Annotated in this window: 13 protein-coding genes and 1 pseudogene; all 14 read left to right on the top strand. The window is 31.0% G+C overall.

The features are described from left to right. Positions 1–197: 197 nt before the first annotated feature. Positions 198–1522 (top strand): annotated as a pseudogene (locus CIW83_RS10530) (MATE family efflux transporter). 135 nt (positions 1523–1657) lie between these two features. After that, complete coding sequence (locus tag CIW83_RS10535; protein WP_094900956.1) at positions 1658–2383, top strand: linear amide C-N hydrolase; 726 nt, start codon at positions 1658–1660, stop codon at positions 2381–2383. Positions 2384–2385: 2 nt separating this feature from the next. Beyond that, positions 2386–2595 (top strand): hypothetical protein, encoded by a 210-nt coding sequence (locus CIW83_RS10540; RefSeq protein WP_143598548.1) that lies wholly within the window; start codon positions 2386–2388, stop codon positions 2593–2595. 113 nt (positions 2596–2708) lie between these two features. Continuing rightward, positions 2709–3437 (top strand): GntR family transcriptional regulator, encoded by a 729-nt coding sequence (locus tag CIW83_RS10545; RefSeq protein WP_094900960.1) that lies wholly within the window; start codon positions 2709–2711, stop codon positions 3435–3437. A 76-nt stretch (positions 3438–3513) separates the two neighbouring features. Then, entirely contained in the window at positions 3514–4683 is a 1170-nt protein-coding gene (locus CIW83_RS10550) for an SIS domain-containing protein (protein ID WP_094900962.1), read from the top strand. A gap of 103 nt (positions 4684–4786) precedes the next feature. Then, complete coding sequence (locus CIW83_RS10555) at positions 4787–5692, top strand: Gfo/Idh/MocA family protein (RefSeq protein WP_201259795.1); 906 nt, start codon at positions 4787–4789, stop codon at positions 5690–5692. Beyond that, positions 5644–6033, top strand: coding sequence for a hypothetical protein (locus CIW83_RS22900; protein ID WP_201259796.1), 390 nt, complete (start codon positions 5644–5646; stop codon positions 6031–6033). The genes CIW83_RS10555 and CIW83_RS22900 overlap by 49 nt, the downstream gene beginning before the upstream one ends. Positions 6034–6066: 33 nt before the next feature. Continuing rightward, the gene (locus CIW83_RS10560; protein WP_094900964.1) at positions 6067–7059 is read left to right on the top strand and encodes an N-acetylglucosamine kinase; all 993 of its coding nucleotides are present in this window, start codon (positions 6067–6069) and stop codon (positions 7057–7059) included. 82 nt (positions 7060–7141) lie between these two features. Further along, positions 7142–7996: a tagatose-bisphosphate aldolase subunit GatY gene (gene gatY, locus CIW83_RS10565; RefSeq protein ID WP_094900966.1), complete on the top strand. Its 855-nt coding sequence runs from the start codon at positions 7142–7144 to the stop codon at positions 7994–7996. A 22-nt stretch (positions 7997–8018) separates the two neighbouring features. After that, on the top strand, positions 8019–8948 hold the full coding sequence (pfkB, locus tag CIW83_RS10570) for a 1-phosphofructokinase (protein WP_094900968.1): 930 nt from the start codon (positions 8019–8021) through the stop codon (positions 8946–8948). A 114-nt stretch (positions 8949–9062) separates the two neighbouring features. Next, complete coding sequence (locus tag CIW83_RS10575; protein ID WP_094900970.1) at positions 9063–9920, top strand: AraC family transcriptional regulator; 858 nt, start codon at positions 9063–9065, stop codon at positions 9918–9920. A 259-nt stretch (positions 9921–10179) separates the two neighbouring features. After that, entirely contained in the window at positions 10180–10461 is a 282-nt protein-coding gene (locus CIW83_RS10580) for a CD3324 family protein (RefSeq protein ID WP_094900972.1), read from the top strand. Positions 10462–10685: 224 nt separating this feature from the next. Continuing rightward, positions 10686–11252: a DUF1062 domain-containing protein gene (locus CIW83_RS10585; protein ID WP_094900974.1), complete on the top strand. Its 567-nt coding sequence runs from the start codon at positions 10686–10688 to the stop codon at positions 11250–11252. A 561-nt stretch (positions 11253–11813) separates the two neighbouring features. Then, positions 11814–12443 carry a helix-turn-helix domain-containing protein gene (locus CIW83_RS10595; protein ID WP_094900978.1) on the top strand — a complete coding sequence of 210 codons (630 nt, stop codon included), beginning with the start codon at positions 11814–11816 and terminating at the stop codon, positions 12441–12443. The last annotated feature ends 56 nt before the right edge of the window (positions 12444–12499 follow it).

Raw genomic sequence — 12499 nt, forward strand, 5'->3', positions numbered from 1 at the left:
GATGACGTCTAACTTATATTATTTTTGCATATTTTAATTTTACTACTTCTCTTTTTCATATAAAATGATATAATAGATTTATGTTTAGTGACCCGAAATATATAATAAGGTGGTAGAATATGAATAAACAAAATAAAACAGAAATGATATTAAAGGGAAGTATATATAAAGTACTTATTACACTCTCTATACCAATTATGATTAATAGTCTTATCCAGACATTATACAATCTAGTAGATGGATTATATGTAAGCATGATATCTTCAGTTCATTTTGCAGCCACAGCTTTTGTATGGCCAGTAAACTTCCTATTTATATCATTAGGAATTGGCTTATCTATAGCAGGTACTTCACTTTTATCCCAGCTAATAGGTGGAGATAAAATAAAAGAAGCAAAAGAATATTCTACCAACTAATGGCAGTTACATTATTAGCCTCAATAGTGTTTACAATTATGGGATATATCATAAGCCCAACAATTATCAGATTAATGGGTGCTACTGGTGATTTAGCTGAACTAGGAAATATTTACTTGAGAATTACATTTCTAGATATGCCTTTTATGTTTCTATTCTTTAATATCAACTCCATGATGAATGCACAGGGAGATACAATAACTCCTACTGTACTTAGTGGTATTTCTGCAATTATAAATGTAATCTTAGACCCTATATTTATTTTTACTTTTGATATGGGTATAGCAGGAGCAGCATGGGCTACATTAATATCTAGAGCCATTTTAGCTGTAGTTGGATTTATGATGTTATTTAGTGAGAAGAATAAAATTAGACCAAACTTTAGAGGATTTAAATTTAATGGAGAAATAATTAAAGAAATAGTTACAGTAGGTTTACCTTCTACAATTGGGCAATCAGGAGCATCCTTAGGCTTTATAGTACTAAATGGATTTATTGGTTCTTATGGAACAGCTACTATAGCAGCATATGCTATGGTTAACAGAATAACCTCATTAGTAATGCAGCCAGCTATGGGATTAGGATCTGCACTGACTGCAATAGTGGGGCAAAATATGGGTGCAAATCAGATAGATAGAGTAAAGGAAGCATTTCACAAGGCTTTGAAACTTACTATCATCATAGGATCTGTGGGATGTATACTGTTAATAGTATTTGATAACCCTATTATCAATTTCTTTATGCAGTCAAAGGATGATCCTTCTGTTATAGAACTAAGTTTGACCTATTTATTTTATATATCATTATCTATGCCGTTAATGGGAATATTTAGCGTATTACAAGGATTATTCCAAGGTTCTGGAAATACTAAATATTCCATGGCCATGGAAGTAGGCAGACTTTGGTTTGTGAGACTTCCAATGATATTGATATTTAAACATCTTACAAACTGGGGATCTTCAGGTATATGGTTCTCTATGAGCTTTAGTAACCTTATTGTTTGCTTATATGGTTACTGGATATATAGAGGAAATGGATGGCAAAAAAGAGTAATAAAATTAGATGATGAATGCCAAGGTGAAGGAACTCTTGGAATAGTTGAATAAAATAATGATAAAAACGGAGAATTAATTCTCCGTTTTTGTAATTAGGTTATTGATAATTTTGTAATAATTCTTTTATTTGTGTGTTAATATAGAGGAAGAAACAGTTCACTTACATTATGATAAAAGAGGGATAATATGTGTACAGGTATAAAAATAAATTATGAAGATGGTTGTGTTATGGGTAGGACAATGGATTATGAAGTTCCTTTAAATTACAATGTAATTTATTTGCCAAAAAAGTATGAATTTTGTAATGATTTAATGGGGAAGCCTTTGTATTCAAAGTATAAGACATTAGGTATATGTTTTGAAAATCGAGATCCATTGAAAGACGGTATAAATGAGCATGGATTAATGGGAATTACCAATGCTTTTTCAGGGTTCAATCTTTATGCTAATCAAAGTAAATCAGAAAAGATTAATATTTCTAGTCTAAATTACTTGACATATGCGCTTACAAACTACAAATCTGTAAAGGAATTAATTGAGGATTTACCAAATATTCATATGTCTACTAAAGATCATATGGGGGAAAATGTAATATCACCAGATTTTCATTTTATGTTTGCCGATTCTACTAAAAGGTGCATTATTATTGAACCTAGAAAAGGGGAATTGATATATTATGAGAATCCATATGATGTAATGACCAATTCACCAGGCTTTGAATCTCATGTTAGAAGACTGAAGCAAATTTTAGATTTAGACAATCTTGTAGATTTTAACTCTGCTAAAAATTTGCCAGGAGGTTATGACCCTATTTCTAGGTTTATTAAAGCATTTTATCTAACTAAAATGAATGTTAAGCCCAATAGTTCAAAAGAGGCACTTTCATATTCTTATAATATAATGCTGCAATGACTATGCCAAATGGATTTGTTAGAAACGAAAAGTATAATTATACTACTTATACTAGATATATTTGTTCCTATGATTCAAAACATAAACTACTAACTGTAAAATCTAACACTAATCCAACGGTTTATCAGTTAGGATTTGAAGACATAGAAGATAAGGATAAAAGACAAGCGTTTTTTTTAGATACAGATTTTATCGTAGAAAAGTTAAAATAGCAAAGATTGGGAAATCTGTAATATATAATTTATGTAATTGACAATTTTTACAAAATAATATAGACTAGATTTAAGTGGTACGAACCACTATTATAAATAGGGTGGTAATATATATGAAAATTATAGATAAACAAAATAAAATGCCTTTATATTTTCAGCTCATGGATATTATTATAAATATGATTGAAGAAGGTAATCTTAGAGAAAATGATCAATTGCCATCTGAAAGAGAGCTATGTGATATTTATGATATAAGTCGTTCTACAGTTAGACAAGCTATTCAGGAGTTAGAAAAAGAAGGTTATATTTACAAGCTTCATGGTAAAGGTACTTTTGTTTCACCTAAGATGTTTAAACAAAATTTATTAAAGTTTTATAGTTTTACAGAAGAGATGAAAAAAGCTGGTAAGATACCATCATCTAAGGTTCTAGATTTCCAGATTATTAGTTGCAGTGAGAAGCTAAGTAAAAAGATGAATCTAAATATTGGTGAAAAAATATATGTATTCACTAGACTTAGGCTTGCAGATAATGAGCCAATGATGTTAGAAATCAGCTATGTACCTTACACTAAGTTTTCAGGTTTAACTCAAGAACTATTGGAAGAAAATCCTATGTATGATATATTTGCAAAGATGTACAACATATCCATCACATCAGCAGAAGAGGTCTTTCGATCAGTTCTTACTAGAGCAGATGAAGCAGAACTGCTTAAATATTCTTCTGGATTACCTAGTATGATGATAGAGAGGACAACCTATGATAATGAAGATGTAGTTGAATATACAAGAAGTATTGCAAGAGGAGATAAATTTAAATATTCTATATTGCTGGAAAAATAAATTTTTAAAAATAGTGGTAATGACAACATGATGACACTACAATACCACTATTAAAAAAGATTAGGAGGGTGATAAAATGTTTGGACCTAGCGTTCATGATTGGAAAGAATTAAAGGGAATTAATACAGCTACAGAGATATTTAGGCAGCCAGAACTTTGGTTAGAGACATTAAAGATTGTTGAGTTTCAGAGAGAAAAGATTGATAAATTCATTACCGAAAATTTAATTAAGGAAAATATTAGAGTTATTTTTACAGGGGCAGGTACTTCTGCTTATATAGGTGATATTGTTTCGTCTCAATTGAATAAAGGCAAAACTTATATTTTTGAATCAATACCTAGTACTGATATCGTAGTTAATCCAGAGACCTATTTCAAGAAGAATATTCCTATCTTGTTGGTCTCCTTTGCAAGATCTGGAAATAGTCCTGAAAGTATTGCAGTATATGATTTGGCTAATAAATTAATAGGTGATGTCAACCATGTTTTCATTACCTGTAACAAAGATGGAAAATTAGCTGAAATAGCTCAGAATAAAGAAAATGTACTACTGCTCATGATGCCTGAAGAATCTAATGATAAGGGATTTGCAATGACTAGTAGTTTTTCTTGTATGACTCTTGCAGCGGTATTGGTTTTTAATATTAAAGCTTTCGAGGAAAAAAAGAAACAGGTCATGGAAATGGTAGAAATAGGTGATGATGTTCTAAAAAATCAATTTAGTAAGCTGAATAAATTAATAGATTATGATTTTGAAAGAGTAGTATATCTAGGGTCTGGAAGTTTTTATGGCTTATCGAAGGAAAGTTCTCTGAAGCTTTTAGAGCTGACTAGAGGTCAAATAACATCATTTAGTGAAACGATTTTAGGATTTAGACATGGTCCTAAATCAATTTTAAATGATAAGACCTTAGTATTTATCTTTTTATCACTTGATGAATATTCAAGAAAATATGATTTAGATCTATTGAATGAAATATATCATGATTTAGGAGATCATAAAGTCATTGCGATTTCAAACAATTATCTAAAAGAGGTTGAGGAATTATCAGATCATTATATTTATTTAAGTAAGGAAAAAAATAATATTAATGATGATGAGTTTGCAGCATTGCTGTATGCATTATTTGCTCAGGTACTGGCTCTGAAGGTTTCAATCAAAACAAAGATAGAACCTGATAACCCTAGTCCAAGTGGATTAGTTAATAGAGTTGTTAAGGGTGTAAATATCTATGAATATAATTAACAGTTAACAATTAACATTTGTTAGGATCAGTCTTTGGGATCTTTTTAGTGACTGCAGATCGCTTCCTTAATTGTTAATTGCAATATATTTGAGGAGGGTCAATATGGATAGAATAAGAGTTGCTTTAATAGGAGCTGGACAACGTGGAAAGGATGTTTATGGAAATTATGGGTTGAAATATCCGCAAAACATTGAATTCATAGCTGTTGCAGAGCCTAATGATTTGAAACGAAAGGAGTTTTGTGAGAAACATAATATACTTCCTGAGAATGAATTTAAAACATGGGAAGAGCTGCTGACAAAGGATAAATTTTGTGATGCTGTAATCATTGCAACTCCTGATAACACTCATTTTCAGCCTGCATCACAGGCATTAAGAAAGGGTTATCATATTTTATTGGAAAAGCCTATGTCTAATAATCCGGCAGAATGTATTGAGTTAGGAAGATTGGCAGAAGAAAATAACAAAGTATTTATGATATGTCATGTACTGCGATATACCCCCTTTTATTCTACCTTAAAAGCAATTATAGAAGAAGGAGAAATAGGGGATATGATGACTATTCAACATAATGAAAATATTGGATACTTCCATTTTGCTCATAGCTTTGTAAGAGGAAACTGGAGGAATTCGGAGCTATCCAGCCCCTTAATATTACAAAAATCCTGCCATGACTTAGACATTTTATTGTGGTTAGTGGGAAGCAATTGCACAAGAATTACTTCATTTGGTGAGTTGAGCTATTTTAAATCAGAAAGAAAACCTAAAGAGGCTGGGAGTAGATGCCTTAGCTGTAAAATTGAAAATGAATGTCCTTATTCAGCAAAAAAATTATATTATAAGAATATAGGAGGATGGCCTACAACTGTAATTACAGAGACTCAAACTGTGGAATCAATTGATAAAGCTTTGGAGGAAGGCCTTATGGCAGATGTGTTTTTGAATGTGACAATAATGTTATGGATCATCAATCTACTATACTTGAATTTGAAAATGGAGTCACAGTAAATTTTAACTTATCAGCATTTACAAATAAAGTCCATAGAACTATAAAAATAATGGGTACTAAAGGTGTAATTCGTGGTGATGACAGTATGAACGAAATTGAAGTACAGTTATTTGCATCTAATGAAAAAAGAGTTATCAACCCACAAGTAGTAGCTGGAGGTCATGGTGGCGGAGATACAGGTATAATGGGGGATTTTCTATCATTGATTAAATCAAATAAAGGTAAAGCTCTAACCTCTGCTAAGGCTTCTGTTGAGAGTCATATAATGGCATTTGCAGCAGAGGAGTCAAGATTAAACAAAACTGTAGTTGATATGAAAGATTACTATAACAAATTTTAATAGACAAGATTTATAATGATAGGGGGAGTTTTCTTGATATTTCTAGGTATAGATGGTGGTGGAACTAGAACAGAGTTTATAATTATAGATGAAAATGGAAAGATTTTGGGACATACTACCAAGGCCACTTGTCATTATAAACAGACATCTTTACAAAACTTTAAGGAAATTATAATTGACGGTGTAAATGAAGTATGTAGGAAAGCAGATACTACAATATCACAAATTGATTATTCCTTTATAGGAATACCGGGCTATGGAGAAATATTGGATGATGCAGAAAAAATGGATTTAATTATAAATGATATTTTTAAGCAGAATTCTTTTGAATGTGCTAATGACGCTGTAGCAGCATGGGCAGGGTCATTAGCCTGTAAACCAGGCATAAATATAGTAGCGGGTACTGGTGCAATAGGATTTGGTATGAATAAAAACGGTAAATTGCATAGAGCTGGAGGATGGGGATATTTCTGCGGTGATGAGGGTTCTGCATATTGGTTAGGAAAGAAGACTATAGAGATATTCTCAAAGGAAGCTGATGGCAGACTGGAAAAAACACAATTATATGATATATTTAAGTCTAAACTTAATATCAAAAATGATTTTGATTTAATAGATTTAATCTATACTACATATGAGATGAAAAGGGACAAGATTGCAGAACTAGCTATAATACTACATGAAGCTGCTGAGGTAGGAGATAAATTTGCAATAGATGCATTTTCCCAATCAGCCTATGAACATTATCTTACAATTAAAGCTTTAATAGAAAAACTGGATTTCTTATCAGAAGAAAAGGTATTAGTATCCTATTCAGGAGGAGTTTTCAATTCAGGGATATATATATTAGAGCCATTAAAATCATATTTAGATAACTTGAATATGATTATAGAATTGATAAACCCAATATTAACACCTGTAGCTGGTGCTGCATTATATGCTTATAAAATTTTCACACGGGAAGATAATCTTAAAATTGTTAAAGCTCTAAGGGAAGAAGAAATAAAATGGAAAATAAGATATTGATATATAATCGATATTTTATGATTTTATTATTATTAAAGTAAAAAAATAGATCATTAATCTTACTAAAAGGATGGAAGAAGCAATGGATATTATATCAACTAAAGAAATTTTATTAGATGCAAAGAGAAATAAATATGCTGTACCAGCATTTAATATACATAATTTAGAGACTATACAGGCTGTATTAGAAGGAGCCACGGAGTTAAAATCACCTGTAATAATAGCGACTACTCCTGGAACTGTGAATTATGCCGGATTAGAATATCTGGTGTCAATACTTAAAGCAGGGGCTAAAAAGACGAATATTCCCGTGGCACTACATTTAGACCATTGTTCAGATGAGGATTTCATAAAAAAATGCATCAATGCAGGATATAAATCTGTTATGATAGATGCATCCATGGAAAGCTTTGAAAGAAATATTCATATTACAAGAAGAATAGTAGAATTCGCTCATAAGCAAAGGGTTACTGTGGAGGCTGAATTAGGAAGAGTTGGAGGACAGGAGGATAATAGAATTATAGATGATAAAGATGCTTTGCTGACAGATCCTAATATGGCTTTAGAATTTGCAGATAAGACTGCTATAGATTCTCTAGCTGTGGCTATAGGTACTGCCCACGGAGTATATAAGTTAGAGCCTAAATTAGATTTTGATAGACTAGAAAGAATTAATGAAATAATAGATATTCCCCTGGTGCTTCACGGAGCGTCAGGAGTAGGAGATGGAGATATAATTGAGGTGGTTAAAAATGGTATATGCAAGGTAAATATAGCTACTGAAATTAAAATATCCTTTGCCGAAGAAATTAAGAGATATTTCAATCAAAATCCAACTGCTAACGATCCTCGAGATTACTTAACTCCCGCTAAAAGTGCTGCAAAAAAGGTAGTTATGGATAAAATTAGGATTTGTGGGAGTGAAAATAGAGTATAAGTAGTTGATAGGAGGAATATATGTGATATTAACAATTACTTTAAATCCTTCCATTGATAGAAGATACAATATAGATAAGATTGAAAAAGGGAAGATTTTTAGAACGGATAATTATCAATATACAATTGGCGGAAAGGGTTTGAATGTGACAAAGGTAATAAAGACTCTAGATGAGCCGGTAATAGCAACTGGATTCTTAGGGGGAAGCAGTGGAGATTATATAGATAAAGGCTTGAATAATATGGATATTTCACATAGGTTTATAAAAATTGATGAAGAAACTAGATCTTGTTTAGCTGTTATTTGCAGTGATGGAAACCAAATGGAAATATTAGAAAGAGGACCATCTATATCAGAAGATGAGATTGCTGAATTTCTAAATTTATATGAAAAATTATTAGAAAAAGCAGATATTATTTGTGCCTCAGGAAGTATACCCTATGGTGTACCATTGGAGATATATGGAGATATGATTAATCTTGCAAAGAAAAAGGATAAAAAATTTATATTAGATACTAGCGGAGAGGCTTTAAGATTTGGTATTGATGCGGGGCCCTATCTAGTAAAGCCTAATAAAAAAGAGCTGGAGGATTTAACTGGTATAAAGATTGATTCTAATGAACAATTAATTAGAGCAGCTAAAGATTTGTCAAATGAGGATATTGAAATAGTAGTTGTATCATTAGGGGAAGAGGGGGCTATGGCAGTTCACAAGGATGATGTATATAAAGTCATAATACCTAGTATTAGAGCATTAAATCCTATAGGTTCAGGAGATTCTATGATTGCTGGATTTGCTGTAGCTATAAACAGAAACTATGATTTTGAAACCATGTTAAAGGTTGGAGCAGCTTGCGGTACTGCAAATGCGATGGAAAGTGAAACTGGTAAAGTGAATAAAAATAATGTAGATAGAATAATGGAGAAAATATTGATAGAAAAATTAACGTAATATCAGATGAAGATTGTCAAAGTGAAGTTTTTTTCTAGCTCTCTTATTTGTGCATTAATAGAGAGGAAAAAATAGTTCGGTTACATTATACTTGATTGTAAAGGAGAGAAGAGGATGGAATGGATAGAGCGATTAAATAGTGCCATAAGTTACATTGAAGAACATTTAGAAGATGAAGTTAATTATGAACAGATTGCAAAGATTGCTTGCTGCTCTACATTTCATTTTCAAAGAATGTTTTCTTATATAGCAAATGTACCTCTTGGAGAATATATTCGTCGTAGACGTATGACAATGGCAGCTGTCGATTTGCAAAATAGTAATGATAAAGTCATTGATATTGCTTTGAGATATGGATATAATTCTCCTACTGCATTTAACCGTGCTTTTCAAAGCGTACATGGAATTACACCATCGCAGGCAAGAGTAAAAGGTGCATTAATCAAAGCATTCCCTCCAATTAGCTTCAAAATAATAATTAAGGGAGATGTGGAGATGAACTATAGAATTGAACAGAGAGATAGTTTTAGAATCATTGGAGTAGCACAACCTTTATATAAGGAGATTGAGAAAAACTTTGAGATTGTTCCACAAATGTGGCAAAGGGTAGCAGAGAACGGAACTGTGGAAAAGCTTGTTTCCATGATGAATTCTGAGCCCATGGGTGTACTTGGAGTAAGTGCATGTAACGAAGAAGAAAATTGGAAGTATTATATTGCTGTTGCAAGTGATAAGCCTATTGATAAAGAGTTTGAAGAATATATTGTTCCTGCATTAACTTGGGCAATTTTTTATGGAGAAGGTACTATGCCATATTCTATACAAGAACTTGAAAAGAGAATTGTAACTGAATGGCTTCCTACATCAGGCTATGAATATGCCAATGGACCTGATATTGAAGTATATCTATCACCAGATCCGCAAGATGCAAAGTTTGAAGTATGGATACCTGTTATAAAAAAACATAATTAATACAGGTAATTAAATAGAAAATAGGAGGACGGTAAGAGTAAAATCTTGCCGTTTTTTATGTTATTTTAGTTATATTAGATGAAAGTGTAGACAGTTGCATCTTAAGTTCACATAAAGTATACTAATTTAAGAAGGGGGATTGCTTTATGAGAAGATATGTTATTTTTGCATAGCATTGGCTATTGCAATTTAATTGAAAAATTTAATTTGCCATATAGCCATTGCTATTCCTAAAAGAATATTATTTTAGGAGGGCAAAATGAGCTATAAGAGAGCAGAAGATATTCTGCCAGCAGAAATTATTGAATTAATTCATAATTACGTTGATGGAGAATATATATACATTCCTAGAAAAGATAATAATAGACGAGAATGGGGAGAGAGAACCAATATTCGTAGGGAATTAGATGCACGAAATCAACAAATATATGCTGATTATCAGCAAGGACATAAAATTATGGAATTAGCTAAGAAATACTTTTTATCTGAAAAGAGTATACAGCGTATTATCCTTAAAATGAAAAAAACAATTAGAGAATAATAAGTCAATGCACTTTAAGTGTATTGGCTTATTCTTTTTTATGAAAAGAGTTTAAGGTAGAAACGTAGCATAAAAGGAATTAAAATAGATTTTGGAAATAGAACAAAATTTAAGGAGGAAAAAGTATGGGTACACCTTTTTATTTTGCATAGTTAAGGCTATTGCAAATAAACAATATAATGTAATAGCCTTTTGAATATCTCTCATAAACAAAGGAGTGCAAAATGGGCTATTTAAGAAAAATTGAATATAAGATTATACAAAAGGATTCATATAAAATCATTCGCAATTGTTCTGGATGTGGATGTAAAGCAACATATATAAATACAAGGAAGTTTAGAGTAAATGCCAATGGAAAATATTTAGATATATGGTTGATTTATCAATGTGAAAAATGTAAGCATACTTATAATTTAAGTATTTATGAACGAATAAAGGTGACTGACATTTCTAAGATTGAGTATAACAAATTTTTAATGAATGATTTACAGTTTGCTTTAGACTGTGGAAAGAATAAGCAATTATTTTTAAAGAACAAAGCAGATATTGATTGGGAAAGTGTAGATTATTATATTATTGGAGATGATATGGAGTTTAAACAGGGAGATTATATTACAGTATGTAATTCTCAGCAATTAAAAATTCGGATAGATAAATTAGTCGCTAATATATTACATATATCAAGAAGCAAAGTTAAATCATTGGAGAAGGATGGAACTATAGAGATAATATATAATTATTTTGAAGGTATGATAGAAATATTAATTAAGGGAGAATTTATAGGGATATAGTGTTTAACTCAGCCTATGGAGTAATTATTAATAACGAGATTAATTGCCCTAATAATAAGTATATTAAACATTTTCTCTGGACTAGCTATTTTCATGATAGTGAAATAATAGATATAGAATTAGAAAGAAAGTATAGTCAGAAAGAAGAATATTATGGAAATTTGCTTTTGATAAAAAAATATAATGGATGTAATAGAAATGATAAATTACCGTAATATGGTATAAGTGTTACCAATATTTATCAGCATGAAGTATAATGTAAATTAGAAGGTGATTTAGTAGATCAATATATGGAATGCAGCAGCATCATTTGAAATGATTATGCATGGTATTGGTGATATTTTTAGTGTGAACAGTAACATTTTATGATTAGAATAACTGTGAAACCGCTCTATTTTTAACTTACACTGTATTAACTTTCATGAAATGTAACACCTGAAAAAGCTTGATTCTAAGATATGTCAAAGAATTTTGACAGTCTAAAAACAGCTAATGGAAAAGCATTTTGATAGACGGATTCCCAAGATCATGAAACAATAATGGTGTAAGGAGGAAATTCAAATGGAGATAGGTAAGAAGTTAAAAGCTGCTCGTTCAAAAGCAGGACTTACTCAAGAAACAGTTGCAAATGAAATACATGTTTCAAGACAAACAATATCTAATTGGGAGAATGAAAAAAGCTATCCCGATATTGTTAGTGTCATTATTTTAAGTGACCTTTATAAAGTTAGTTTAGACGAACTACTGAAAGGAGATGCCGGTATGATTAAACATTTAGAAGATAGCACAAATGTAGTCAAGAGCAATAAGAATTTGACCATTGGTACGATTCTTTGGATTATCTTTTATGCTGGTCTTTTGATTGTGGATACTTTCTTCTATAAAATTCCCAGGATTGGAGGTTTATGGTTAAATATCTTCGTGATGTTCTTGTTCTTCATAGGGATCCTATGGTATTTTTTCGGCTATATAAAAGTATTAAAGTATATAGACAGAGAGAAGAAAAAGAAAAATTTATGTCTAACTCTATTTATCATACTTTATATAGGGAGTATATTTTTATCATTTCATTTAATAGGGTTAATTATAAATAAATTATGGCTTGAAATGGCCTTAAGAGGTATTCTTGTATTGGCATTATGTGCTCTAGCTAATTGGGGTTATAGGTTGACAATAAAACGATTTAATTAAGTAGTTGAATTATTAATTATTAAAGCGGTTAAGGTCTAAAAAGATTAGGAAATAAA

The sequence above is a fragment of the Tissierella sp. P1 genome (assembly GCF_002266425.1).
GTDB lineage: Bacteria > Bacillota > Clostridia > Tissierellales > Tissierellaceae > Tissierella > Tissierella carlieri.

What these genes read in the sequence shown, in the direction of transcription:
- CIW83_RS10535 (WP_094900956.1), top strand. Translation starts at nt 1,658, where the DNA reads ATGTGTACAGGTATAAAAATAAATTATGAAGATGGTTGTGTTATGGGT.
- CIW83_RS10540 (WP_143598548.1), top strand. Translation starts at nt 2,386, where the DNA reads ATGCCAAATGGATTTGTTAGAAACGAAAAGTATAATTATACTACTTAT.
- CIW83_RS10545 (WP_094900960.1), top strand. Translation starts at nt 2,709, where the DNA reads ATGAAAATTATAGATAAACAAAATAAAATGCCTTTATATTTTCAGCTC.
- CIW83_RS10550 (WP_094900962.1), top strand. Translation starts at nt 3,514, where the DNA reads ATGTTTGGACCTAGCGTTCATGATTGGAAAGAATTAAAGGGAATTAAT.
- CIW83_RS10555 (WP_201259795.1), top strand. Translation starts at nt 4,787, where the DNA reads ATGGATAGAATAAGAGTTGCTTTAATAGGAGCTGGACAACGTGGAAAG.
- CIW83_RS22900 (WP_201259796.1), top strand. Translation starts at nt 5,644, where the DNA reads ATGGATCATCAATCTACTATACTTGAATTTGAAAATGGAGTCACAGTA.
- gatY (WP_094900966.1), top strand. Translation starts at nt 7,142, where the DNA reads ATGGATATTATATCAACTAAAGAAATTTTATTAGATGCAAAGAGAAAT.
- CIW83_RS10575 (WP_094900970.1), top strand. Translation starts at nt 9,063, where the DNA reads ATGGAATGGATAGAGCGATTAAATAGTGCCATAAGTTACATTGAAGAA.
- CIW83_RS10580 (WP_094900972.1), top strand. Translation starts at nt 10,180, where the DNA reads ATGAGCTATAAGAGAGCAGAAGATATTCTGCCAGCAGAAATTATTGAA.
- CIW83_RS10585 (WP_094900974.1), top strand. Translation starts at nt 10,686, where the DNA reads ATGGGCTATTTAAGAAAAATTGAATATAAGATTATACAAAAGGATTCA.
- CIW83_RS10595 (WP_094900978.1), top strand. Translation starts at nt 11,814, where the DNA reads ATGGAGATAGGTAAGAAGTTAAAAGCTGCTCGTTCAAAAGCAGGACTT.